Source organism: Microseira sp. BLCC-F43 (genome assembly GCF_041929235.1).
Classification (GTDB): Bacteria; Cyanobacteriota; Cyanobacteriia; order Cyanobacteriales; family Aerosakkonemataceae; genus Microseira.
Genome location: NZ_JBHFNP010000040.1, coordinates 39,858 through 65,389 on the forward strand (window position 1 = coordinate 39,858; position 25,532 = coordinate 65,389).

The 25,532-nt window shown below is 44.0% G+C and carries 23 protein-coding genes; 7 read left to right on the plus strand and 16 right to left on the minus strand.

Annotated elements, in window-relative coordinates; translation table 11 throughout:
* Nucleotides 1-9 precede the first annotated feature (9 nt).
* From ACE1CM_RS06695 to ACE1CM_RS06705, 3 genes are all read right to left on the minus strand, one after another.
* Complete coding sequence (locus tag ACE1CM_RS06695; protein ID WP_374876623.1) at nt 10-429, minus strand: hypothetical protein; 420 nt, start codon at nt 427-429, stop codon at nt 10-12.
* Nucleotides 430-532: 103 nt separating this feature from the next.
* Nucleotides 533-1,387, minus strand: a complete 855-nt coding sequence (locus ACE1CM_RS06700; RefSeq protein WP_374876624.1) for an FAD-binding domain-containing protein — start codon at nt 1,385-1,387, stop codon at nt 533-535.
* 106 nt (nt 1,388-1,493) lie between these two features.
* Nucleotides 1,494-2,288, minus strand: a complete 795-nt coding sequence (locus ACE1CM_RS06705; protein ID WP_374876625.1) for an AAA family ATPase — start codon at nt 2,286-2,288, stop codon at nt 1,494-1,496.
* A 199-nt stretch (nt 2,289-2,487) separates the two neighbouring features.
* Between ACE1CM_RS06705 and ACE1CM_RS06710 the strand changes: the two genes are divergently transcribed.
* A complete protein-coding gene (locus ACE1CM_RS06710) occupies nt 2,488-3,603 on the plus strand; it encodes a WD40 repeat domain-containing protein (RefSeq protein WP_374876626.1) in 1,116 nt (371 codons plus the stop codon).
* A 125-nt stretch (nt 3,604-3,728) separates the two neighbouring features.
* On the opposite strand, the gene ACE1CM_RS06715 is transcribed toward ACE1CM_RS06710, so the two are convergent.
* On the minus strand, nt 3,729-4,166 hold the full coding sequence (locus ACE1CM_RS06715; protein ID WP_374876627.1) for a CAAD domain-containing protein: 438 nt from the start codon (nt 4,164-4,166) through the stop codon (nt 3,729-3,731).
* Between the two features lie 22 nt (nt 4,167-4,188).
* Here ACE1CM_RS06715 and ACE1CM_RS06720 point away from each other — a divergent pair, with 22 nt between their 5' ends.
* On the plus strand, nt 4,189-4,356 hold the full coding sequence (locus tag ACE1CM_RS06720) for a hypothetical protein (RefSeq protein ID WP_374876628.1): 168 nt from the start codon (nt 4,189-4,191) through the stop codon (nt 4,354-4,356).
* Nucleotides 4,357-4,379: 23 nt separating this feature from the next.
* Here ACE1CM_RS06720 and ACE1CM_RS06725 read toward each other — a convergent pair whose 3' ends face one another.
* Both ACE1CM_RS06725 and ACE1CM_RS06730 read right to left on the minus strand, forming a co-directional pair.
* Nucleotides 4,380-5,213, minus strand: a complete 834-nt coding sequence (locus ACE1CM_RS06725; RefSeq protein WP_374876629.1) for an RNA-guided endonuclease InsQ/TnpB family protein — start codon at nt 5,211-5,213, stop codon at nt 4,380-4,382.
* Complete coding sequence (locus ACE1CM_RS06730; protein WP_374876630.1) at nt 5,171-5,539, minus strand: helix-turn-helix domain-containing protein; 369 nt, start codon at nt 5,537-5,539, stop codon at nt 5,171-5,173. Before ACE1CM_RS06730 ends, ACE1CM_RS06725 begins: the two co-directional genes overlap by 43 nt.
* A gap of 15 nt (nt 5,540-5,554) precedes the next feature.
* On the opposite strand from ACE1CM_RS06730, the gene ACE1CM_RS06735 reads away from it, so the two are divergent.
* Together ACE1CM_RS06735 and ACE1CM_RS06740 are read left to right on the plus strand one after the other, a co-directional pair.
* Nucleotides 5,555-5,887, plus strand: a complete 333-nt coding sequence (locus ACE1CM_RS06735) for a hypothetical protein (RefSeq protein ID WP_374876631.1) — start codon at nt 5,555-5,557, stop codon at nt 5,885-5,887.
* 117 nt (nt 5,888-6,004) lie between these two features.
* Complete coding sequence (locus ACE1CM_RS06740; protein WP_374876632.1) at nt 6,005-7,180, plus strand: cysteine desulfurase family protein; 1,176 nt, start codon at nt 6,005-6,007, stop codon at nt 7,178-7,180.
* Between the two features lie 104 nt (nt 7,181-7,284).
* Here ACE1CM_RS06740 and ACE1CM_RS06745 read toward each other — a convergent pair whose 3' ends face one another.
* The 7 genes from ACE1CM_RS06745 to ACE1CM_RS06775 form a co-directional block, all read right to left on the minus strand.
* Entirely contained in the window at nt 7,285-9,510 is a 2,226-nt protein-coding gene (locus ACE1CM_RS06745; RefSeq protein WP_374876633.1) for an ATP-binding protein, read from the minus strand.
* Nucleotides 9,511-9,778: 268 nt separating this feature from the next.
* Nucleotides 9,779-10,993, minus strand: coding sequence for a hypothetical protein (locus tag ACE1CM_RS06750; RefSeq protein WP_374876634.1), 1,215 nt, complete (start codon nt 10,991-10,993; stop codon nt 9,779-9,781).
* Nucleotides 10,994-11,092: 99 nt separating this feature from the next.
* Nucleotides 11,093-13,447, minus strand: coding sequence for a hypothetical protein (locus ACE1CM_RS06755; protein WP_374876635.1), 2,355 nt, complete (start codon nt 13,445-13,447; stop codon nt 11,093-11,095).
* Nucleotides 13,444-15,321: a hypothetical protein gene (locus ACE1CM_RS06760; protein WP_374876636.1), complete on the minus strand. Its 1,878-nt coding sequence runs from the start codon at nt 15,319-15,321 to the stop codon at nt 13,444-13,446. Before ACE1CM_RS06760 ends, ACE1CM_RS06755 begins: the two co-directional genes overlap by 4 nt.
* An 8-nt stretch (nt 15,322-15,329) precedes the next feature.
* Nucleotides 15,330-16,424 carry a hypothetical protein gene (locus ACE1CM_RS06765; protein WP_374876637.1) on the minus strand — a complete coding sequence of 365 codons (1,095 nt, stop codon included), beginning with the start codon at nt 16,422-16,424 and terminating at the stop codon, nt 15,330-15,332.
* Nucleotides 16,425-17,131: 707 nt separating this feature from the next.
* Nucleotides 17,132-18,319, minus strand: coding sequence for a glycosyltransferase family 4 protein (locus ACE1CM_RS06770; protein WP_374876638.1), 1,188 nt, complete (start codon nt 18,317-18,319; stop codon nt 17,132-17,134).
* A 304-nt stretch (nt 18,320-18,623) separates the two neighbouring features.
* Entirely contained in the window at nt 18,624-20,342 is a 1,719-nt protein-coding gene (locus ACE1CM_RS06775) for a DUF2079 domain-containing protein (RefSeq protein WP_374876639.1), read from the minus strand.
* 300 nt (nt 20,343-20,642) lie between these two features.
* Here ACE1CM_RS06775 and ACE1CM_RS06780 point away from each other — a divergent pair, with 300 nt between their 5' ends.
* Complete coding sequence (locus ACE1CM_RS06780; protein WP_374876736.1) at nt 20,643-21,806, plus strand: histidine kinase; 1,164 nt, start codon at nt 20,643-20,645, stop codon at nt 21,804-21,806.
* Nucleotides 21,807-21,830: 24 nt separating this feature from the next.
* On the opposite strand, the gene mutT is transcribed toward ACE1CM_RS06780, so the two are convergent.
* From mutT to ACE1CM_RS06795, 3 genes are all read right to left on the minus strand, one after another.
* Nucleotides 21,831-22,241, minus strand: coding sequence for an 8-oxo-dGTP diphosphatase MutT (gene mutT, locus ACE1CM_RS06785; RefSeq protein ID WP_374876640.1), 411 nt, complete (start codon nt 22,239-22,241; stop codon nt 21,831-21,833).
* A 208-nt stretch (nt 22,242-22,449) separates the two neighbouring features.
* On the minus strand, nt 22,450-22,797 hold the full coding sequence (locus tag ACE1CM_RS06790) for a DUF760 domain-containing protein (RefSeq protein WP_374876641.1): 348 nt from the start codon (nt 22,795-22,797) through the stop codon (nt 22,450-22,452).
* 288 nt (nt 22,798-23,085) lie between these two features.
* Nucleotides 23,086-24,045 carry an RNA polymerase sigma factor, RpoD/SigA family gene (locus ACE1CM_RS06795; RefSeq protein ID WP_374876642.1) on the minus strand — a complete coding sequence of 320 codons (960 nt, stop codon included), beginning with the start codon at nt 24,043-24,045 and terminating at the stop codon, nt 23,086-23,088.
* Nucleotides 24,046-24,249: 204 nt separating this feature from the next.
* Here ACE1CM_RS06795 and ACE1CM_RS06800 point away from each other — a divergent pair, with 204 nt between their 5' ends.
* Together ACE1CM_RS06800 and ACE1CM_RS06805 are read left to right on the plus strand one after the other, a co-directional pair.
* On the plus strand, nt 24,250-24,426 hold the full coding sequence (locus ACE1CM_RS06800) for a hypothetical protein (RefSeq protein WP_374876643.1): 177 nt from the start codon (nt 24,250-24,252) through the stop codon (nt 24,424-24,426).
* Nucleotides 24,427-24,753: 327 nt separating this feature from the next.
* Entirely contained in the window at nt 24,754-25,500 is a 747-nt protein-coding gene (locus ACE1CM_RS06805) for a DUF561 domain-containing protein (protein WP_374876644.1), read from the plus strand.
* The last annotated feature ends 32 nt before the right edge of the window (nt 25,501-25,532 follow it).

Consider the following 25,532-nt stretch of genomic DNA (forward strand, 5'->3'; position numbering starts at 1 on the left):
GCAATCGCTTTACTCAAAAACATACCTTTCGGCAACTTTCCAATAACGCGAAAAGCGCTTCAGGTCAATATAACCATCGTAGTCCAAAAATGGCTCAACAGCGAATGCTTCCACGGGGATAGATTGCTCAATTTCATCGCAAATAGCAACAAACCGAGGACTCGGACTTTCTGCCGTCACAACCAAATCTGCATTATGTGACTTGGCAAAATTTACCACCTCAGTCGCCACATTACCCCGCCGAATAACTACAGGCAACTCTAACAAACATTCGTAAATAAAAGTAATGCGTTTGAGACTAATTTGCCACTCTTCTAACAAAGCATCATCCCAAACCCAAATTGCCGGTGCATTGGGATATTTTTGCAGTGCAGGACCATCAGGACTCAAACAATCACCGTGAACCCAAACAATCGGATTATTGCTCATTGCTAATTGCTAATTGGTAATTGGTAATTTTTCGGGTTTCTCGTTCCCAGATTGAACCTGGGAACGAACTTTTAGAGGCTACGCCTCGGTTATTTTAAACAGACTACCGCCGCCTTTTCCCCTGTTGCCAACTTTGGCTACCGCTGCGATTTTCAAACAGTTCGGTTTTAGGAAATAAACGTCTTTCTATTTCCTCATAACTTCCCTCAAAATCGCAATGTCCGTAGAAAGGACATTTTTGACAATAAACCCCCTCTGTATATTTTTCCAAATTCTCGCGATTAAAAAAATACGCCTTATGGCTAAAAGTACTAGCAACCCACTGCCAAGATAAATTATTACTAGCAGGATCGCCATCTAACAAATGTGACAAAAACCACTTTGCACCCGCTTGCCAACGGATGCGCCGCCAATGCACGATATAAGCAGCCATCCACATACGCGCGTGGTTATGCAGGTAACCAGTTTCCCGCAACTCGCGGCTAAAACTATCAATGCAAACTAAACCCGTATTGCCCTTGGCGATATCTTCCGGTAAAGTGTCGGGATAAGCTTTAGCATCGTAACCCGTTTTATACTCTTCCCGGTCTTTCCAAATATCATTCCCTAATTCAGCATACAATCGTTGCCAGTAGTCGCGCCAAGCTAGTTCGTTGACTAATTTATTCGCTTCATCTTTACGATCAACTTTCTTGAGTATGGCATCGCGAACTTCTGCTAAACTCAGCACGCCATAACGCAGGTAAGGAGATAAGCGCGTTACAGCACCAGTAAGGAAATTACGAGATTTTCCATAGCGTGCCGCATCTACTTTTTCAAGTACTTTAAGAGCAGCTTTACGTCCACCTAGAGTCTCGCTAATATGGTCATCCCGCGTCGCTGCTGCTGGAAATTGTTCGCGCAGATAGGCTACCATCTGTTCGCGACTGGCAAATTCCCGTTGCATGTCTTCGGTCATTGTTTAACCTGTGAATACCCCTCTTTATAGGGTAGCGAATATTCGAGCCGTTTTGTTTGCAGATGTCCTAGAAACCCTACGCAAAGAAACCGGGTTTCTGGTTTCTTTACAAGTGCCGCAAGTATGATTCTGGGTTATTCAAAAAAGCTTTTGTTAAAGTAACGTGTTCGAGTTGATCGTAGGCTACTTCTTTAACCCGATAGCTATCGAAACTCAAAATAGATGCTTGGGGGAAGGCCATGAGAATGGGAGAGTGAGTCGCAATAATAAATTGACTATCTTGGCTTACCATATCTTTTAGCATTGATAAAAATGCCAATTGTCGCAGCGGCGAGAGGGGTGCTTCAGGTTCGTCCAACAGATATAATCCACCAGGAACAAAGCGCGATTGAAACAGCTTTAAAAAACTTTCGCCGTGGGAATTAGCATCTAAATTATCCCCGTATTTACTCACTAAAGCGGCTTTTTGTCCCAAAACTGCTGCCTTGGCTAATTGAAGGCCATATCCACTAAATTTTCCTTCGTATTCTGAAGCTTGTTCTTCTAGTTCTTTTGTTATATTATTGAGCCTTCGGGCAAAGTTGAAGAAGTCTTCTGCTCTCAGGAAAAATCCCCGCGTCGTTCTTTTATTCCAAACAAATTTTAACTGGTTGGATAAGCGTCTAGCGGCGTCTAAACTTTTGTCTGTTTGGATGTCTTCTCCACCCACGGTTATTGCTCCTACACCTGCTGCTATCGCTTCCAACAACGTTGACTTTCCCGACCCATTTTCCCCCACAAAGAAAGTTACAGGTTGATGCAAATCAATTGATTTTAAACTTTTTATTAACCTCAGATTGAAAGGAAATAAATTGCTAGTATATTTAACGTTTTTTTGACAAATAGCTCTTAAATAAATCATAGCCTTATCCTCAATCCGCTCTGGCAAACCCTCTTTATTCTATCTCTTATTCTTGGCGTTCTTGGCGTCTTGGCGGTTCGTTTAAAAAGGGGGAAGTGTTGCGCGGATTTGCTTCGAGCAAAACTTGCGCTCGCACTGCCCCTTACGGTAATGTAAACTATTCGTCGGTTAGCGCAATCCTTACCAGGGTAGTTGACCTTTGGCACAAAATACTTATACTAAGTCAAAATGGAGCGATCAAATGCCGCTGATGCCAAAATTTTCAACCCTCATCCGCTTCTTGCCTAAAAATCAAATCCTCGTCAGTATGGGGCTGCTTTTGTTGGTATTAACCGGAACCCAAATTTATGGACGCACGGTGGCGCAAGCAGCCTCATCCACGCCGCCAGGGACTGCCCCATCCCAAAATACTGACGCAAGCAATTTTACTCTAACTAAAACCCTCACAGAACATGCAGGCGGAGTTGGGACGGTTGCCATTAGTCCGGATGGTAAAATTTTAGTCAGCGGCAGTAGCGACAAAAGTATTAAAATTTGGGATTTGGAAACAGGTGAACTGCGGCGGACTTTAACAGGACATACCAACCCGGTTTTAGCGGTTGCCATTAGTCCGGATGGTAAAAATTTAGTGAGCGGCAGTAGCGATAAAACTATCAAAATTTGGAATTTAGAAACGGGTAGATTGCGACGGACTTTATCCGGACATTCTGGTGCAATTTATTCAGTTGCCATTAGTCCGGATGGTCGAACATTAGTGAGTGGAAGTGGAGACGGCAGGATTAAAATTTGGAATTTAAGTACTGGAGGATTGCAGCGTACCCTTTCGCCTCGTTCCGGTATGATTTTATCGGTTGCTATTAGTCCGGATGGGGAAAGTTTGGCAAGTGGCAATCAAGATTTATCGGTAAAACTTTGGAATTTGAGTACTGGTAGATTGGTTCGCAGTTTGAAGGGACATAGTTTTTATGCCGTTTGGTCGGTGGCGTTTAGTCCCGATGGTAAAATGTTGGTCAGCGGTTCCCACGACAAGACAATTAAAATTTGGAATCTGGATAATGGAGAAGTTATTCGCACGCTGCAAGATGAAAGTCCGGTTTTTACCGTAGCGATTAACCCCGATGGTAAAACAATTGCCAGCGGCGATGAAAGTAGTAATATTAAACGCTGGGATATGAATACGGGACAATTGCTGCAAACCCTTTCCGGACATTCAGATCAAGTGCGTAGCCTTGCTTTTAGCCGCGATGGGAAAATTATTGTCAGTGCCGGTAGCGGGTCTAGAGATGAGACGATTAGAATTTGGCGATCGCAATAATTTGGTAATAGGTAATTGGTAATAGGTAATTGGTAATAGGTAATTGGGAGAGTAAGAAGGGAGAGAAACCCTTTCCCTTACTATTACCGATTACCCATTACCGATTACCGATTACCCATTACCCATTAACTCCCAACAATGTAGTTTTTCAGGGATTGAAGTTGGTCGAGTAATTCTTTGCGGTTGCTAGCACCCAGCAAGTAGCGGTAAATAAACCAAACCGTGTATGCTATCCCAATTAGCTCAAAGGTTGGTGCTACTAATGGAATGTCATTAATCGCATCGAGCAAACCAAATAAGATTTTAACGCTGACAAAGCCTGCCAGAATTAAACCAACGGTAATCAGGGGTCGCTGGTATGTCGTAAAAAAGTTGCTGACGTAATCTGGCGGTGTATCTACAAATTTCAAGACTTGGTCTACCGCCTGTCGCCATTGTTCCTTCGGGGGTTCCTCTGACGACACCGATGGCGTCGCCGTTTCTGCTGCTTGGACTTTGACCTCTACGGTCGGCAATTCCGTTTCAGCCTTATTTGTGGCTGTTGGGGGATTTTCAGGCTGCATATCGATTCAGAGGAATAACAACTTGAAACTACTTTCTGAGGATATCGTTATCAGCCGCTCTCGCTACAACATATTAATTTTTCTTCTAATTTTGCTTGTCTGCATCATCTCCCTCATCTCCCTCATCTCCCTCAAAGATGGCATTTTTGACACTCCGCTATCTAAAGATACGCAAATTCTTAACTCATAGGGAGCGCAACCGCTTTACCCTCATTAAGCATCTTGACCGTTTGCAAGGGCGGCTGCAAGTCCTCTTTGAAGAACTACTTGAGCGGCGGCAACGTCTCTATCTGTTATGTAGCCGCAATTTTCACATACATGAACGCGCTCTGACAAATCTTTTTTGCCTGTTTCTGTTCCACAGTGAGGGCAAATCTGGCTTGTCTTTCTGCTATCTACTTTCTGGAAGTACACACCGCGTTTAAAGCAACACTGTTCTAGTATCTGGAAAAATTGACAAAAGCCAGCATCTAAACAATGTTTGCCCAACATTCCTCTAGATAAGCCGACTAAATTCAGGTTTTCTACAAATATTGTTGAGGCAAGGTTACAAAGTTGGTGCGCGACTTGCCAATGAAAGTTTTTTCTAGTGTTAGTAATGTGTTCGTGCAGTTTTGCTACCTTCTTCTGAGCTTTGCGCCAATTATGCGAGCCTTTGACTTTGCGACTAACTCTTTGTTGCAGCAATCTAAGCTGGCGTTGGACGTCTACAAAGAATCTAGGGCGACTGATACAAAGGCCATTAGAAGTAGCAATAAAACTTATTAATCCTACGTCTACACCCAAAGCTTTGTAGGTTGTGGCACAGATACATCCCACTGCAAAGTAATCATGACATACCAGCCCGATGCTCTTTTCACAACGCGAGGAAAGTTTAACAACAGCATCTTCTGGAATGTCGCGGGAGGAGCGAAATTTTACCCAGCCAATTACGGGCAATTTAACTGCTCCCTTCCTGAGTGGGTTTCTCCCTGGCTGAGAGAATACAAAGCAGCGTAGTTGACCTACTTTCTTAAAGCGAGGAAAACCAAAATTGTTTTCCCACATTGAGGTAAAAGCATTTTCAAGTCTCTCTCTTTAACGTTTGCTGTAAAACTTGCGCTGCTACCCGCTTTAAATCTGGGTGCTGCTATGATTGCTATTGTCAAAGACTTGCATTGACTAACAAAAGTAGGACGGGGAGTATCTGCCGGAATAATGTACTCAGAATGTAACGAACAAGAGTTTACTTGACAAGAACGAGACTTATACCAGTGCTTGCGTTGGGCCAAAGCATAATTGTAGACTTTTCGCTTAATCTCTAACCAGTCTTCAAAAACACTTATCTGTTGCTTGCAAGGGTTTAGTCGAAACTCATAAGTTAAGCAAAACACTTGTTGTTACCTCCGATGGAGATTACTATACCTTACAAACAAGCGCTAGGTATAATAAGTTATGTAACAACTAAGGTGACTGCACGGCAGATAAATCTGCCCGTGTCGCCATTCCACCCCGATTTAAAAATACGGGGCTATCTGCCTCCCGCTCTATTTTCGGTATTATTTGCGACTGCAAGCAATCCTGGAATTCGCTTTAATTTTGTTCAGAAAGCAGATGCGATCTGCTGCCATTGTGCTTATTTCCACCCGTTGCGATCGCAACCGTTAAGCGAGATCTGCCACTCGTGGTTGCGATCGCTTTTTATTTTAGAGCCAGATGGCTATCGAGGCAATTTTGTATAATTTTATAAAAATTTGCTAAAATAATCTAAGATTAACCTGAAAAACTTATGCCATTTTCCAGTTGCCCATCCCCAAATAAAATCTAAAATCTAAAATCTAAAATCTAAAATTCCCCAGATGTCTCACCGTCCCATCTACCTCGATAACCACGCAACCACCCCCGTCGATGAACGGGTGTTAGCGGCAATGCTACCTTACTTTAAAGAACACTTTGGCAATCCCGCTAGCATTAACCACGTTTATGGTTGGGAAGCAGAAGCAGCGGTGAAACAATCCAGGGCAATTTTAGCAGCAGCAATTGGCGCAACACCAGAAGAAATTATCTTTACGAGTGGGGCGACGGAAGCAAATAATTTAGCCATAAAAGGAGTGGCGGAAGCTTATTTCCAAAAAGGGCGTCACGTTATTACCGTCGTCACCGAGCATAACGCGGTTCTCGACCCTTGTGAGTATTTGCACTCCCTCGGATTCGATATCACCTTCCTCCCCGTACAACCAGACGGACTGATCGATTTAACCGAACTCGAAACAGCAATTCGTCCCGATACTATTTTAGTGTCAGTCATGGCAGCTAATAACGAAATTGGCGTGTTGCAACCCTTGGCAGAAATTGGCGCAATTTGTCGCGAACATCAGGTATTATTTCACACCGATGCTGCCCAAGCATTGGGTAAAATTCCCCTCGATGTGGAGGCGATGAATATCGACCTTTTATCGATGACCGCTCATAAAATATACGGTCCTAAAGGTATTGGAGCTATTTACGTTCGTCGCCGCAACCCCAGAGTTAAACTCGCACCCCAGTTACACGGGGGAGGACACGAACGGGGAATGCGATCTGGTACCCTGTACCCGCCTCAAATAGTCGGGTTTGCTCGTGCGGTAGAACTCGCTTTAGAGGAAATGCCTTCCGAAATGGAACGTTTGACCAACTTGCGCCAGCGTTTGTGGGAAAATTTATCCCCAATTGGGGACATTTTTCTCAACGGTCATCCTAAAGAGCGGTTACCGGGTAACCTGAATATCAGCGTCGAGGGGGTGGACGGTGCGGCGTTGTTACTAGGGTTGCAACCCGTTGTGGCGGTGTCTTCCGGCGCTGCTTGTACCTCGACTAAAACCGCTCCCTCCCACGTTCTGATGGCGCTGGGACAAAAGGAGGCGCTTGCTTATGCTTCGATTCGGTTTGGTATTGGGCGGTTTAATACAGAAGCAGAGATAGATACAGTGGCGCAACATGCTTACGCAACCATCAAATCCCTACGAGTTGCATCGCTTTCCAAGTCTAAAGTTTAGCTCGCCAACGGGGCATCGCTACAAACTTGTTCAGGACTTACGCACGACAAACCTATCACGTTTGTTTCTTGCTGCTATCTCTCGTTTCCTTTCCCAAGGATTTTTCACAGAAACCCGGTTTCTTTGTGTAAGTCCTGTTGTTGCTGGATGGGAATCACAATTGCAAACTCAGTTCCCTTTCCCGGTGTGGAGAAACACTCCAATTTACCATTGTGTTTTTCTGTAATAATTTGATAGCTGATCGACATCCCCATCCCCGTACCTTTACCCACAGGTTTGGTAGTAAAGAAAGGATCGAAAATTCGTTGTTTAACGGATTCGGGAATGCCGGGACCATTGTCTGCGATCGCAACTTCTACCCATTGCGAATCTACCACAGATGTGCGAATGGTAATCCGACCGGGATTATCTTTGATTTCCCGATCAGTTCGCTTGGCATTAACTTCTTCGATAGCATCGATCGCATTTACCAGAATATTCATAAACACCTGATTCAGGGGTCCGGCGTAACATTCAACTTTGGGCAAGTTGCCATAGTCTCGAATCACTTCAATTTCAGGACGTTCCAGTCTAGCTTTTAGGCGATGTTGCAAAATCAGCAAAGTACTCTCAATTCCTTCGTGAAGATCGACATCCTTAAATTCTGCTTCATCCATGCGCGAAAAGTTCCGCAACGACAGCACAATTTGACGAATGCGCTCGGTGCCGAGTTGCATCGACCCCAAGATTTTCACCAAATCTTCCTGTAAAAACTCCAGATCCAATTCTTCAGCTTCGGCTTGAATTTCCGCGACTGGATTCGGGTAGTGTTGTTGGTATAGTTGCAAAAATTTCAGCAAATTTTCGGCATATTCTTGCAGGTGGGAGAGGTTGCCGTGAATGAAATTGACCGGGTTATTAATTTCGTGGGCAATACCCGCCACCATTTGCCCCAATGCCGACATCTTCTCGCTTTGGAGCATTTGTGCTTGGGTGCGTTGCAGTTCTGTTAGGGTGTTTTTAAGTTCAGCCGTGCGTTCCTCAACTCGGTCTTCGAGTTCTACATTTGTTTCCTCTAATGCAGTGAAAGATTCGCGCAATTGTTGTGCCATTTGGTTGAATGCGTTTGCCAAAATACCTAACTCTTTGAAGTAGGAGATTTCAACTTGTTGATAGAGTTGTCCGTTGGCAATGGCTTCTGAAGCTTGGCTGAGCTTTAAAATAGGGCGCGTAATCCAGGCTGCGGTCAAATATCCTATGAGAGTGGCGATCAGCAGAGATGCCAAACAAAGCAGGATGGTATCGCGGGTGTTGGCATCAATTTCGCCAGTAAATTCCCGTGCTGGAACCGCAACTATTACTAACCAATCTAACCCGTAAGCATCTTTCCAGGGCATAACCTGGACATAGTGCCGTTCTCCCTCAAGGTCAAATTGCAGATTGCGAATTTCACCAATACTCTGGAAGTTTTTAAACTGTTGCTGAAGTTGTTTAGCTGCACTTTGTATCAAAGGGTTAGGACTATCAATCGCGTTGATGCGTTCAATTTTGTGGTGGCGAATGCGGTAGGGTTTCTCCGTCCCGGAGTTGGCAATCAGTGCGCCATTCCGTTCTATGATAAAAATCTGTCCCGTGTGACTGGGATTGGAATTGCGTAAAAATTCACTCAACTTCAGCAGGTGAAAATCGCACAATAGCACTGCTATTAGCTTTTTATCTTTATCGTACAGGGGGTAGCCCGCCGAAGCCGAAATGTAGGGAGGGATGAACCCGCTGGAGTCATACCAGGTATAGATGCGCGACCAAATGGGTTTGCCTGCTTTGACAACATTGGTATGGTACGCCTGATTGAGGGCATCAAAATCAACGTTGTAGAGAAGTTGCTGGCGATTTCCATCCGCATCCGTGGTGTAAGTGTATGAATTTTTAAGCGGTTGCGAAACCTGTTCATTAATGGTGACAGTTTTGTCGTCGTAGCGCGCAGCACCCGCACCCGACCCATCATGAGAGGTGTGACCTATGTAGGTGAAGTCGTACACCTGCATCTGTTTCCAATAGTAGTGTCCTGCCTTTTTGCGCTCGCGCAAATCAAGCAAACCCAACCGCACCGCATCCGCATTAATCTGGTTCACCTGATGAGGAATCTTCAGATAGTGGTCTAAGTGTTCATCCACAACATCGGTGGTTTTCTGCATCAACTGGTTCGCCAAATCGTTGACGGTATGTTGTCCGTTTCTAAAAGACAGGTAACCCACCAATCCCACAGCACCGAATATTTGCAGCACAAAGGGAACGATGAGCAACCACTGGAGGGATAAGGATTTGGTAGGTTTAGCAGTAGGTAGGTTCATGGGGTTCAATAACAATGGCGCTAGCAAAATCTGGCGTGGTATTCACCCAGGTATCCAGAGTTATATTGCCCACATTGTTTCTGTCTCGCCCATTTGCTACGGCATTGATTAAAATTTCGCTTAAGTAGAGAGGTAATTCATCCCCTCTCTACTGGTGATAATTATTACTAATATACCGAGAAAAAAAAACAAAGGCGATCCGAGCGAGATTGACGCAGAAACCCGGTTTTTGACCCCGCCTGCGGGAAAAAAGGTGACGTTAATTTAGCTATTGGGAGTCTTGAGAAAGAATCAAGTTTAGGACATTCAATTCATTAGAAGTTAGAAAATACTTATCTGTAAAAAGTTTGCTTCTAATCTCATTTAAACTGTAGCTTCTAAAAACCAGAAACGGGAAATCTTTATATTTGTGACCAATCGGCAGAATATTACTGACAGGATACAGAGAATTAAGATACGTAGCTAAAATATCTCGAAACCTTTGATCTTCCGGTTCTTCATCATTGCTGGCAAAATATTGACTCATCGCCTCACCGCTAACAAACATAAATAAGGGTAAAGCATAATACTGGTCAGAATACTGGCTGTTCTGTGCAAATTTTTGTGTCTTATGGGGTTCTTCCTCCAGCAGGTTCACTAAATCCATCGCCTCCTTAATAGCAGAACGTAGACTATCTGGATAGGTTGGACTATTTTTAATTTCGCACATTTGATTGAGTAATTTACCGTCACTAAAAGTCACAATTTCCTGTCCCAGTCGCATTTTATACTTTTCTTCTACCGCTCTGCCTGCCAGAGGAACAACTAACAAACTGCCGCTGATATAACCTGTTTGAATTGGAACAAAACTTAGTAAACTATCTAAACTATTATTTACTCCCTGCAAGAAGTTAGTATAAAATGACTCGCGCAATTCCAGATAAGAAAGTCCTTGAGCGTTAGAATTAGTCGAATCTCGCAAAACTATTTCGGCTGAACTTAGCAAACCTTCTAAGGTAGTATAGACCTCTTGTAACAACTCATCGTTACGACGCTTTTTGTGTTCTTTTTTGAGTTGCTTAATCAGCGTAGCCATCTTGCTACTAAAAGTTTGCCCCGCAGCAAATACTGATTTTCCACCGATTGGTATCGTGATGAAATCATTTTGACCGATGCACCCAGAACCAAAAATTCGCGTCATAATGGAAGTCTTTAAAATTAGCAGAACGTTCAAAAGACTCAGCACGCTTTCTTGTAAACATAAATGCTGATCTTCGCGATAATCCTGGGAGGATGACTGAAGGTTTTGGGGATAATAAACAGCTTGTTCGGACAGGTAAAAAATTAGCTTCTTGTCTTCACTATCTAAAGTTTTATCGCCACGACCTCTGTAAATGACCTGAATCACTTCCATCAGGTTTTTTTCAATTTCAAAACGGGGAATATCAACCAGAATATGTTTAGCTTTAGGAAATGATAGACCTCGACTCGCTGAGGCAGTCATAAAGATAACTTTGACATTATTTTTGTCCTCGTGAACTCGTTGCTTTTCGTACTCAGAGAGGCTAGCATGAATCTCCAAGTAGTCTTGATGCTGTATAAATTATCCTCGATCTTCTCTAATCTTTTCAATTAGGTCAGCCAATCTCTGTTTATCTTGAATATAGACAATCAATTGCTCGGAATTTGGCTCGTTTAAAAAGGTATTTATGTCTTCTACAATCTGGTTTTGAACGCAATTCTCTTGCTCGTACTTTCTCTTAAGATTTACCTGGTCGTTGAACTTAATAGACTCGATAAAAATTTTGTAGCTAATTTCTAAACTTTGGGCTGGATAAGAGTTGGCATTAATAACCGTAGCCTTTAAGTCTTTAAACTGGAATGGCTGTACTGATAAAGGTGAAGCCTTAGCAGCAGCTTTCCTAAAAAATATTTTGTTGGGTTCTGCCTTTGTTTCCTCTAGATGCTGCTTAATTACATCTGGGTCAACAATTGACGCATCAGCCACAATAATTTTGGTGTTAAAACCATATTGACTATCGATTAAACCATAATTTTTTAAAATCCTACTAATTCCATTGAGGAACTCTACTCCGCTATCGTCTCCTGTGATTTCATCAATCATTATGAATAAATGCTTTATTTGACTTGATATTTGTTTCATCTGAGAAGGAATTACCATACCTTCTGTAGAATTATAGGCAGATTTAAAGATTTTTTCAAAATGATATAAAGTGTCTCTTCCGCTTTGGGTTTTCTTCAAAGATTGAATCGAAACTGTCGCTACTATATTATGAGAAAGGTTACGGTTGATCGTGGTGTAGATGGCTTCGCAGATGCTATCTAAAACCCCTCGGTTTTGCTGACCTACATCTTGAATTTGGTCTTCTGTTAGTCTTTTAAGACCTTTAGATAATCCCTGAGAAACTAATTGTGTATTTTGATTGACAAAATGTACAGTTTGCTCTACAAAATTATCGTCACGCTGATTTGAAAGGTAGTTGACCGTACATTGTCCACCATTATTTTTGATTAAATCTGCGGAAGTGGTGATGGTAAATATGCGGTCGTCATATAAGTTTGTTGGTGTTTGTTTAAATTTTTCGATGATGTCTAGATTGACTTGCGTTCGGGGACTGACATAAAAGAATAAAAAACCTTCATCTAGACATTTTTCATTTTTAATAAAATTAGCGATCGCAGTCGTTTTACCTATCCCTGGATTGCCTGTTAAAAATATATAGGTAACATCAGAATCTAATGCTTTGGTAATCAGTTCGGCGTGGGCCGATCTCAAATCCAAGTTTGGGGTAACTTGAAGTTGTGTCGCTAAATCTGGCGGAATCGCATCGATTGAGTTGAGAAAATTCTCTACACGCTCTTGATGGACAATAGAAGTTATCCCATCTTTGGGAACATCTAAAAGTTTATTGATAAAATTCCTACCATCCTGAAAACTTTTAGCGGCGTTTCGCTGAATTAATTTTAAAACTTGCTGGCGAGCATCTTTAATTTCTAAATCGCTTGAATCGCACTTATAAATGTGAGAGCAGGTTGCTAAAATATCTAAATTATCCCGATTCAAGGACATCGCACTAATTCCGCGATCGCTATACCCCACGACATTAAAAATCACCTCGGTTTCTGCTGTCATAAAATTATGCAAGCGCAAGAATTCAGAAAAACTATGAGCATAACTCGCCGCCTGAATTAACTTCGCAGTTTCTTTATCCCCTCGCTTGAAAGCAGTAAAGTACCTTGCCAGATTTTCCGATAGATTCAGTTCGGAAGTTTTACTATCTAACCCTAAATTACAAAAAACACTTTTGGACTTTAAATATCTAATTTCACTAAGCAAAATTCTCCGGATTACTTCTACGCTATCTACATCCACCAAATCCTGGATTGATTTAATCGAAAATATTGAATAATCTAGACACAAAACCCTCAACTGCTTTCCACACCGGATCAGAATCAAAGTATCTGCACGTAAAAATTCTCCTTTCTGGGAATATTTACTAATATCAACTTCAATCTCGCCAAACTGCGATAAAACTTCTTTAAATATTTCGTCCTCACTTTTATTAATAGTTCCTAGACTGTTGTCACCGCAAAAACAGCACTGGTAGTACAAAATTTCTAGGCGCTTTAGCTGATGTTTGCTCCACCCTGTAGATTTAATATACTCGCTGAAAAAATTTAACCCAGCCAGAAAGCTTTTTTGTAAGAAGAAAGTCCCCCACTTGCCAATAATCTCTCTATTTTGTTCGCTAATAACTTCCGCTTTAATTGCTAGTTGCTTCAGCATTTTTGGGAAACTTAGCTGCTGTAAATATTGACGATATAATTCCCCAAATTTATGAGATAACTGATTTTGTTCAATATAGGCAAGCATCCCAATATTGAACCCTACTTCAAACAAACGACCCAATTCTTGTCCTATATCGTATCCCCTCATGTTTCCTCACTATCTGCCTGCACGTTTAAAGCTTTTCTCACTTCTGTTAAAAAGGCTAACGAATTAAACTTAACTCTGCCTGTCATGTGTTTAAATACAGACAATGCTCCAACGCTATCAACGCCAATAAGGTTCTCGTATGGATCGAGCTTAAAACCAATATTACGCGATTTTGTCGGAGCCGCCTCATACCGAGAAAAATGGAATAGAGTCAGAAACTGTAGCAGATCGTTTTTGAGGGGATTCTCATACATCAAACCCATACGAATATCTTGGTCATCTAAGATTCCTTCATAGATGTTTAATAGGGTAGCGTAGGAAATAACCCCGTTATAGTATTTCTCGTTACCGACTTTAATTCCATTAAAGAGGTTGAAAAATACAACTGCTTGTTTGCTGGGGTCCTTCACCAAAGTTTCTAACTCTAATATATCTTGTATGTACAAGGAACTCGCTTTAATATTTCCGGTGTTTAACGCATAGTATTTGTCAAAAAATATGGGGTATATCTTGATGCCTTCGCGCTCTCCCTTTAAAGAGCGGATTACAGCTTTTGACATAAAGAATAACTCTTCATATTCTTCTGTTTTGGTCATGTTTAAAGTATTGGCATAGGGAGACTTGGCAATGTACAAAAAGTGTCTGTATCCGTCTTGATAAAGCTTATTGACTTCATCAATCAGAACATCAGGATGATTGTGGATTTCCTGGCTACCATAGTTATCAGAGAAACTGCCGCTCATATATAATCGAATCGTGCCATCAGACTGACGCTGTACTCCGACAACTTCTCCCATCAAGTTGGCAATTTTATAATCGCTCGATCTGCTGCGATCGCTTTCTCGACTAGACACTACAATAATTGCTAACTTGTCTAGCTGGTGTTGCGTAGGAGGTGTATTGAACTTAAATTTCTTAGGTAAAATTGAGTACAGCGAACTCAGACCATTACGAACTTTATACTGATTGATAGTTCTAATGCAGAACCCTTGAGAATTCGCTCGATGTTTTTCGTTCAAGAGATGGGATAATACTGCAAAGAGAGAGCGCATAAACTCTTCTTCTGGTGCCGGGTTTTGCTTGTCACTCAAATGCAGTCGCAAGATGGGAATAAATAACCGGCGTTTTGCCGAATCAAGTAAAACTTTTAGCGTCGTATAAGCAAGTAAAGAGAAAGTCACTCGATAAACAAATGCCTTTGGTGAGTCTTCTTTGTTAAAGACTTGTTCTCTCAGGCGTTGATAGTTATAGGTAAATTCTAATAACTTTTTCTGTTTTAAATTGTTTTGACAGATGTTTTCAGCAATCTTTCTACAATCATCTTCTTGAGGAACCAAAAGAACAGGAATCGTGTAAATATTTCTGAGATCGTACTCCATACTGAAGCTTTGACTATCCTCAGTAGAGAAATAGTGAATCTCGCTAATCTGGATGTTCGCTGTAAGATTACAAAGTGAAGTTGTATCGACGCTGGCATTGCCAACTGATATATATTTTAAAGCCGCTTTAGGATTTTCTCTTAATTCGCTTTTAAACAAGGTACTATTTTTAGAAATAGTGCTAGCATCTTGCTCCAAAATCCCTCTCTTAAGACTGATATGCAGGGGATAATTTCGGGGTTGTAAAGAAGTATCTTTCTGAAGCAAACTCAGCAGCAATTTCTTAAGCTTTTCTACCTTCTCATTAACCTTGTACTGTTCTAATCCTTTTTTAATTCCTCTCAAAATGCTTTGTTTTTTATTTTCATCAGAACCTTTTAATATCGGCAATACTTTTTGTTCAAAAACCAATCTAGGATCGTATTCTAGATCTGATTCTGGTGTGTAACCCTCCCCTGCCGGATCGCTACCAGCAAAGACAAAGTAATATAACAAAGTTATTTTTAATACTTTTTATCCAAAAATTTTTTGAACGACGAATCAGAAATGCTCTCTTTATGTTCGGTACTGTTAGAATCAAGTAGATTTAGGTAATAGTCAAAAACAGTTTCTCCGCCTTGGGATTGAACCTTACCGCCTAACTTGAGCTTTAGTCCAAATATGAACTGTAGCTTACCCGAATCTTCATCAGTCGTTTCTCCTAAATACCCCACTATTAAAGGAATAATAGGTAACATATCAAACGCATCAGCACGGGAAAATATTTCTTTGTAATTTACTGATATTCCCGCATAATTGACTTCATAATGTCCGTCCTCTTTTTCAACATCGCTGATGTACTCTTCGATTAATTTGAGTCTTCGGATCAAGTCTTTAAGATAGATAGCATCTCTAGACTTATCCAGTTGTTCTAACAAAAACTCTAAATACTTAACCCTGCCTTCTCTTTGGAGTTTCCCCAGCGCTTCTGTATCCATCAGGTGCTTGATTATATAAAAATCAGACTTGAGATCTTTTACTAAATCATCAAGAATATCATTGAAGTCTTCTTGCTGATTTGAAGAAAACTTGAGATTGATAAAATTTCTCAGACTCGCTTTTAGTGCTTCGTCAAACTTACTCGTGTTCTCTACTGTAATTGTTAGCTTATGAAACTTTAGCAAGCAATTGTTATTAGCATTTTGTTGCACGCTTAATCGCTGCTTTTGCAAGCCTTCATTAGGGTTTCCAAAAGGATAAGTAAATCCCAAAGTTTTACTTTCACCTGTTAATTGTTTTAATTCTGTAGCTAAGCTGTTAACATAGTCCTCAAGGGATATATCTTGACCTTCTTGTGTAAGTAGAGATGCTAAATGCTTTTTTAAACAATCTCTAATCTGCTGAACTTGATTAATAAAAAAAGGTTTTACCCCCCGACTTAAATTCACGCTGGCGGACTTAGCGCTGCTAGCAGATATTCCCAAGGGATTCTGAATCGTTGAAGACGCTACCTGAAAAGCTATTTCGTCAATATCAATCAGCAATCGGTTGCCATCTTTGGATCTACTAAAGGGATTTTTGGTATCGTTATTTTGCAGGAATTTTAAAATTTTAGTCAACAAATCGCTGTAATCCAGCCGCACTAGACCGTTGTCGCCTTCTGCCAAAGTATTTACCATATCTGCTCCCTAAAATTTTAAAAGGTACAAATGTATTATATACCAAATAAACTCGGGACTTACGCAACTGGCACATCAGTTTGTTCGTAGTAAGTGCTATAGCTGACGCCACGCTACGCGAACAGCGCTTCAAGATCGGCACTATAGCGGATTGCAGGTAGATGAGGTACACCTTCGAATGCAATAGCGGCTGCCATTTTTGCTGCCGCTATTGCATTCAAAGCCAAAAGGTTGTACCTCACTCGCTTGCAATCGGCACTAAAGTGCCTACTACAAACATCTATTGATATTTTTATTGTGACACTTGCGTAAGTCCTGAAACTGTTGCATAAACAGCTAGGGCGTTCCAGGAATACCCGCTTTCAGTGTCGCAGATTGACCTTTGAAGATGCTCTGACAAAGGAGTTGGGGAGACACTCTAAGCACCCCTTCCCAAGATCGAAGCACCTGGTTTTGAACCTCCCGAATTTATCCGAAATAGCGGATAAAATTCTTCAAAGTTGGAATCCCCTGACTTTAGGTATGGGGTTTCCCCGCGTCAGAATGTCCCCGTGTCCCCGCGTCCTCTTCAATGGATGGGTAACTGGCTAATTTACCTTCTACGATCCCAGAGACGGGAGACATCCCGTCTCTACTGAGGAGTAGGATTACCAATCAACACGCGATCGCTCTAGAGCCACTTGTTGATAAACTGCCTCGGTTTGCCTTGCTATTTTAGACCAACTAAAGCGCCGTTCTAAATCATCATAAGCATTGTCAACCAACCACTGGCAGTAACCGGGATTTTTCAACACTTCCAGAATACCCCAAGCGAGGGAATCGGGGTCGTTGACACGAGTTGTGATACCGTTCTTGGTGTGTTTCACTACTTCTGGTAAACCCCCCGTATCCGATACAACCACGGGTACGCGCGCGGCAAAACTTTCTAGAGCTACAATACCAAACGGTTCGTATAAACTGGGGAAAACAGCACAATTAGCAATAGCTTGGAATTTATTTAAATCTTCATCGGACATAAAGCCAGTGAAATAACATTTATCCCAAATACCCAAGTTCCAAGCTTGACGCTTCAAGTGGTCGGTATTGCCGCCGCCTATCAGGACGAATTTAACCAAACCTCCCATTTCCCATATTACTTTCGGGGCGGCATTTAACAGCACGGAAACGCCTTTTTCATAAGTCATGCGTCCGACGTAATAAACAATTTTTTCCCCATCTTTGGCATAGCGGCGGCGGAACTTCCACGCATCAAAATCGTGCCAGCGGGGTTTTTTTTCCGGACGAATGCCGTTATAGATCGCGTCCATTTTATCCCAGGGCGTATTAAATGCGCGTTGCAATTCGCGCCGCATGTAGTCGGTACAAACAATAATTCGCCAAGCTTCGTAGGAAAGGATGTTTTCTTTACCGTGGACGTAGCGCTGTTCCTCTTTATGGATACCGTTGTGGCGTCCGTATTCCGTGGCGTGGATGGTGGCTACCAGGGGGACTTTAAAATTATGCTTGAGCGAGATCGCCCCATCTCCCACCAACCAGTCGTGGGCGTGGATGATATCAAACGGCCCATCCTCTAACATTACTTTACCGCCGTGGCGACCCATACTCTCGTTCAAATTAGCCACCCAGTGGAAAAAGTCGTGACTCCACCCTACGGGTACCCGATGGACGCGCACACCTTCCACCAGTTCGTACATCGGTGCTTCCCCAAATTCCGCCGTGATCAAGTGGACGTCATGCCCTAATTTGACCAGTTCTGGATATAACTCTGCTACGTGGCGTGCAATTCCCCCGACTAGGCGAGGCGGAAATTCCCAAGTCAATACCAGAATCTTCATCGCTTCCAAGCCCCTCAAGGTTACGGATTTATTAAGATTGACACATTTCCATTGCGCCCATTATGGCAATTTGTTTAAATTTTTGTAATTAAAGTTAATGTACTTATTTATTTCTTTATATTCTGAGCAGAGGGGATGGGGCATCTTGTGCAGGTGGGATAGGCATCCTGACGAAGAAGACGGGGAGATGGGGAGAGGGGGAGACGCAAAGCGCGATCTCCCGAATTTAAACGCGCTAATTCTACATAGCTGGAATCCCCTGGCGCCTACCATGGGGTGTCCCCGCGTCACCCTCTCCGGTGCCTCACCGCGTCCTCTTCAAAATTGACTGCCATGCTGCTAAGGCTTTTGGGTTAGAAGCGACGCCTTTTTGCATCAAAATCACGCCATCCTCACAGCCAATAATGCCGTATTCTCGCTTGCTAGTAACCAGTTTGATGGTGCGAAGGCTATCCTGTAAGGTTTGGCGATCGCCTCTAAAAGCTGGTTGATACTGCTGCAACTGCCATATATCTGCGATCGCATACTCTACCTTTACCACCTGTCGTGCATCGTTGCGGAACTGCAACGAAGGAAACCGGATAATTTCGCGACGACCCGAAAGATGTGGCACAATAAACGTTGTCGCCGATACGCTGGCATCCTTAGGGATTTGATTTAGTAGGGAACGAATTGCTGTGGCGTGTTCCCACTGACGGGGTAGCGGCACGTAAACCCAAGGTTGAATGGAATCGGGGATTATAAACGATAGCGTGCGATTTGGGTTAGAAGTAAAGCTAAAAAACAGCGAAATACAAAGACAAATTGCCCAAAACCGCCGCATCGAGATTTTGGGCCATTTTGGGTGCTGCGAGAACCAGTTTATCGCCCGATGGAATATTTGACCGACTCCTGCAAGCGATTGCAGCGAGTAAAAAGGTTGGATAACAAACTGGCGCAGCGGTGCATCTAGAAGAATTTCGCGACCTTTCCACCACAGAATAGCACCGTAACACAGCCCAGGCACGACGGTCATGGCATAGCGAATGTTAATTGCCAAAACCGATTCGCCCTTACCTAAGAATAGTTTGAGCAGGGGGAAGCTGGCGATTGCCCAAGCTGCAGGTGAAGCAGCTGGGACAAACGCAAACGGTAACCAATGACTAATTAAATAGCGAATCGTCCCAAAAAAGGGCGAAAATAGTTCTACCAACAACCGCAAAGGATTGCTAACGATACCCCAAATAATTTCTACGGTAGAAGCTTCTTCCCCATCCGCATACTGACCAAACCGTTCGATCATAAACCGCCGGGAAATATCATCGGAAAACAGCGGCATGATCGCATTAGTCAGCAACAGCATGTAACCAAAGCTCAGGGTACATACAACCAAGCCAATTTTAGGATAGCGTCTGCTCGCTATCAGGTAAAATCCGACACCAAACAAACTGATGCCGCCATCTTCCCGCACGGCTAAAATGAACGCCGAGAGAATAGCAAACAGCCACCACCAGCGTTTTTCCATTGCCAGCAGCAGGCCGAACATAAATAGCGGCAGTTGGCATATATCGTGAAAATTAGCCAGTGTCGGGCCAACAATCCCATTAGCGCCGTAGAAGCTTAAGGTAATTATTGCCGATACCGTTGGTTGTAAGTATTGCCTTGCTAAAGCATATAAAACCAATCCAGCGGCAGTGACTAAAGTTACTTGCAATACCGTCAAAGTAGCTGGAAACGGAAACAGGGCGTAGATCGGTAACCAAAGTAATAAAGCAGGTGTAAAATGTTGCCCCAAACGGTGGTAATATACGGCAGGAACCTCGCCGTTGTGGACGACATTGGTAGAAAGTTGGGAAGAAAGGGAACTTTGGAAAAATCGCCCGTGAATACCGTTCCAGAAAACTTGGTTGAAAATCCCCTGGTCGTAGGAAGAATAAAAACAGAAGTGCCTTAGCAGTGTTAAAGTAAGAGCCAAAACGAAGAAAGCGATCGCTCCCACCAGGACAACCCGCACTTGGGGTGATTTCCGCGCCATCAACACCATCACTCGCTCACCAATTTACGCTCTCGATCAGAGTCTCATGTTATGTTGTATGACTCAAGATAGGGGCGGGTTTAAATAAACTGTCGCGAAGGTGGTAGATCGTTGGTAAAACATGCTCCATACTTCATGATTGATGCCCTATACCCTAAGATAGTTGCAACGACTTACTAGAATACTCAGAAAGAGGTAGCTTATAAATAGAAGTCAAACGGGCAAGTACTCTACCCTCACCTGGTTGATTACCTTAACCTGTTGGAATAGCGTCACCTTGGAAATTCCGCCGTGCTGAAAAAAGAATTCATGCCAGCAACTGCTGAAAAGTTAACCCATCCCCAGACGCCTTTACAGCTGTTGTTATTCGTAGACGAACGTCCAAGTTCCACTGAACAACTTCAGCAACTCCGACACGATCTCGAACAGCTCAAAGCTGACTATCCGTTAGAATTTGAGGTGATCGATGTTGGGGCACAACCCTATCTAGCCGAACATTTTAAACTGGTGGCAACACCAGCGTTGATTAAAATCAGCCCACCGCCGCGACATGTGCTAGCGGGTAGTAACTTAGTGGCGCAATTGCAGGAATGGTGGACGCGCTGGAAACACGATGCGATTGAGCATCTGACATTACAACCTGATGCCAGTGTAACCACCCAACCTTTGCTCGCTTCGATTAACAATTTTGCCGAACTGATTCAACTAACCGAAGAAATTTTTCAACTGAAGCAGGAGAACGAAGAACTACAACGGTTGTTGCAGTTCAAAGACCGGATTATCTCCATGCTGGCGCACGACCTGCGAAATCCCCTCACGGCGGCTTCGATTGCCCTAGAAACCCTAGAAACCAACTACAATCCTCATAACGGTCAAATATCGCGGCTAACACCCGCCCTCACCGCCCATTTAATCAAACAGGCGCGAGTGCAAACCCGCAACATCGAGCGGCTGATTGCCGATATACTCCAAGCAGGGAAAGGGAAAACAGCAACGCTCCGCATTCACCCGCAAAAACTCAACCTGGAGAACCTCTGCTTAGATATTCTCAATTCGATGAAACCCGTATTTGAAGCAAAAATGCAGCAGGTGACAACCGATATCCCCAAAGACTTGCCCTACGTATATGCCGATACAGAACGAGTGCGCCAAGTGTTGGTAAACCTGCTCGACAATGCAATTAAATACACCCCAGAAGAAGGCACGATTGCCATTTCGATCCTGCACCGCACTTCCCAAAAAGTACAAGTCAGCGTCAGCGACAATGGTCCCGGTATCCCCGAAGAAAGCCGAGAACATATCTTTGAAGACAGCTTCCGCCTCCAACGGGATCAAGCCAAGGAGGGATACGGAATTGGTTTATCTTTGTGTCAGCGCATCATTCTAGCACACTACGGTCGCATTTGGGTAGATTCTACTCCCGGTAGTGGCAGTTGCTTCCACTTCACTTTGCCAGTTTATCGACAAAATTAAGATCGGGCATGGGACGCAGTTGCTTTAGCTTTTTCGCAGTGCGTTGATAATCTCGAGGTTAGCCTGGGGAAACGGATACAGATCAAGCTCATCTAACGTTACCCAACGCACTTCATCGCATTCTATCGGCTGCGGTTCGCCGTTGATGTGGCGGCAATGATGCACGATTAGAGTGACGTGGAAGTGAGAATAGGGGTGGTTAATCGTAATCAAATGGTCGCCGACTGCGATTTCAATTCCCAACTCTTCTAATATTTCCCGTTTGATACACTCTTCAACGGTTTCACCAGGCTCTAGTTTGCCACCGGGAAATTCCCACAATCCTCCTAATAAACCATCTTGACGCCGACGGTCAATTAATATTTGTTGTTGGTCGTTCCATATCGCGGCAACGCCAATTAGCTTATGGGGTAAGGGTGCGTTTGGTTCGCGCATCGGTAATTCAGATTTTATAAGAGTTTGGGGTCGCTTGAGCGCCTACGAAGAACGGGGGCGCTCAAGCGCCTACGAAGAACGGCTAAAGCGCCTACTAGGAACGGGAGCGATCGCCTCAATTGGGCCATAATAAAACTCGACAGGCCGTTGAGCTAGCCTGTCGAGTTTTTGAGTGGGGACGACATATTCAACGCACCCCACTGCTTGCCTATTCGCCTTCGGGGGCGCTGGCTTCAGCACCGCTCAAAGACTTTTCAAAAGTCATCCGCTGTTCGGCGTTGCGGAGAAAGTAACCGCTAATCATGGCAGAAGCCAAAAGTCTACCAAAATTTTCCCGACTGGTACTAATGGTGACGCCAAAATGTTCTGAAGGCAGGTTGCCCAACAAACCGATAATGTTGCGTTCCATCACCTGAAAAACTTCCGCCGAAGAGGGTTTCGATAGCTGGGCAACTGTATCCGGACTCATAGATTGCACGTATTGCCACAGCAAATTCGCTTGTTCGGATTCTTCTTTCAAAAATTCTGGGCCTCTATTAGATGATTGATTCACCATAACCTCCGTGGTGGCGTGCAATTGTTTGAATGCTTAACTTTAAAAGGCGCACTTTTGAAATGTTTACAACCGAGCTTGCTATTGATGCGCTTATGTCAACTACTTTAGCAATCCGATCTAAGTCATGTAGTGGGTGGAACCGAACCTTTGTCTGGTGGTTTTTCTCACTGGAATCGGGCATTGGTCAGGGATAAGGAAGATGGAGAGCGAGGACAGGGTATAGGGAGATACCTCAGATGAAGCAGAATGCTACGGTTTTTTCGGCTCCCTATTTCCTATCTTTTTTATTTATGCTCCCAGCAGGAATTCCTCCATATCCGTTCTGCGCTTGCGGAGTTTTGTCAGCGCTTCCCGTTCGATCTGCCGCACTCGTTCGCGGCTGATGTTGAGACGATCGCCTATTTTAGCCAGGGTTAAAGCTTGTCCGTCTTCTAAACCAAACCGCAACTCTAACACCTGCCGTTGCTGGGGCGTCAGATCCGACATCAGCTTTTCCAGATCTGTCTGGAGTGCCGACTGCACGGCGAATTCTTCTGGGGAAGGCCCGGTATCTTCTAACAGTTCCACCAGTTCGGTGTCCTGGTTATCGCCGACGCGCAAATCTAGCGATAGCGGCTGACGCGATCGCTCCAGGTATTCCCGTACCTGCTTCGGGGTCAAATCTAGTTCCTCGGCTAACTCGGCAGCGGTAGCAGCTCTTCCCAGTCTTTGGGATAGATAGCGCTGAGCTTTCTTAATTTTGTTCAGCTTCTCGGTGATATGGATCGGCAGGCGAATCGTCCGACCTTTTTCCGCTATAGCACGAGTAATTGCCTGACGAATCCACCAATAGGCATAGGTGGAAAACCGATACCCCTTGGTCGGGTCGAATTTTTCCACCCCCCGCTGCATCCCAATCGTGCCTTCCTGAATCAGATCCAACAGGTCTACGTTGCGCTTAATATATTTTTTGGCAACCGATACCACCAGTCGCAAGTTGGCTTCGACCATCTTGCGCTTGGCAATTTCTCCCTCTCTCATAATCTGCTGTATCTCTGACGGGGACAGCTCAACTTGCTGCGCCCACTCCGCCATAGTGGGTTCGCGGTCTATCTTAGCAGCAAGGGATTCTTTCGCCGCCATAAGTGCCGTTAAGCGCTGTACCTGTTTGCCGTACAATATCTCCTGCTCGTGTGTTAGCAGGGGAACTCTGCCGATTTCCCGAAGGTATGTGCGCACTAAGTCTGTGGAAGTCTGAGCGGTCTTCATGGCGCTACCTTTAAAGTTTTGTAAAAAATTGTAACATTTATGAATGGCATTGTATACCTCTTTTGGCTAGTTTTTCAGGTCCTAGCACCTTGTCGCCAGGGAGTTATTCCTTGAGATTACCTAGAAATCAAAGTGATAACTGCATCCTGAAAAACAAAAATCTCACAATTCGGCTGACCGAGCTACTATTAAGATTTATTAAAAATGATTGACTTTGATGGAATAATTTATCGGGCGATCGCAAGGCAGCTGGTGGGGACCGGGAATGTCAAAATGAGCTATACATTTGTTTGTACGAGTGTTTGTACGAGAACAGAAGCAAAGTCAGCACCCCGCTCTAAAGAGACGGCGGCTCACTGCCTCGAAACTTTAGGTAGCTGACGGGCCCGAGTCCGGTGCAACGGGGAAACAAAGTTATCGGCAAGCGTTCAAGTTCCTACCAGGGAATGAGAGTGCTAGTTCCCTGCTCTAGAACTCAAGAGTTAAACAGTTTTACGAGGTGTAAGACAGTGCTTTTGAGATAGTACCGACCGATAACCTTGGCCTTGCTAACTTTACCCCAGAAATGGGGTTTGGGGGACAATCATATCCGCAGGGAGAGGCAACCATACCTCTCCTCCCCTTTAGGGGACAGCGTTTAAAAACGCTGCATCCTGTTTCATCCACCACTGAAAAGATGGTGGTTTCCACACTCTCATGAGGTTTTAGATGATCGATGCAAAACTACAGGGTGCTTTTGACCAAGGCATTGCCCTAAAAATTATCAGCGGCTTGAATAATTTCGACCCTATGCGAGTAGCAGCAACGGTGAAAGCCGCTCACCAAGGCGGGGCGACGTTTGTAGATATTGCCGCCGATCGGGATCTGGTTTCCCTGTGCCGCGCATTGACAGATATGCCGATTTGTGTATCGGCAGTGGAACCGGATCGGTTTGTATCGGCGGTGGCTGCGGGTGCAGATTTGATCGAAATTGGTAACTATGACAGTTTCTATGCCCTGGGGCGTCGGTTTGAAGCAGAGGAAGTATTGGGGCTGACGCAGCAAACGCGCAGTCTCCTGCCCCACATTACCTTATCGGTGACGGTTCCCCATACCTTAGAACTGTCCGAACAGGTACATCTGGCAGAAGAACTGGTGAAAGCGGGTGCTGATATTATCCAAACCGAAGGGGGTACCAGCAGCGCCCCTACTCATGGAGGAACCCTGGGATTGATCGAAAAGGCAGCACCTACCTTGGCGGCGGCGTATGAAATTTCCCGCGCCGTATCCGTCCCGGTACTTTGCGCTTCTGGGATATCCAGCGTCACCGCACCTTTAGCGATCGCTGCGGGTGCGTCTGGCGTCGGTGTAGGATCGGCTGTTAACCAACTCAATAGCGAAGTTGCAATGATAGCAGTCGTCCGCAGCTTGGTAGAAGCCTTGGCGACAACTAGCAAAAACCGCGTCCGCGTTTAATCGTAGGGGCGAAGGGGCACGGCGTAGATCGG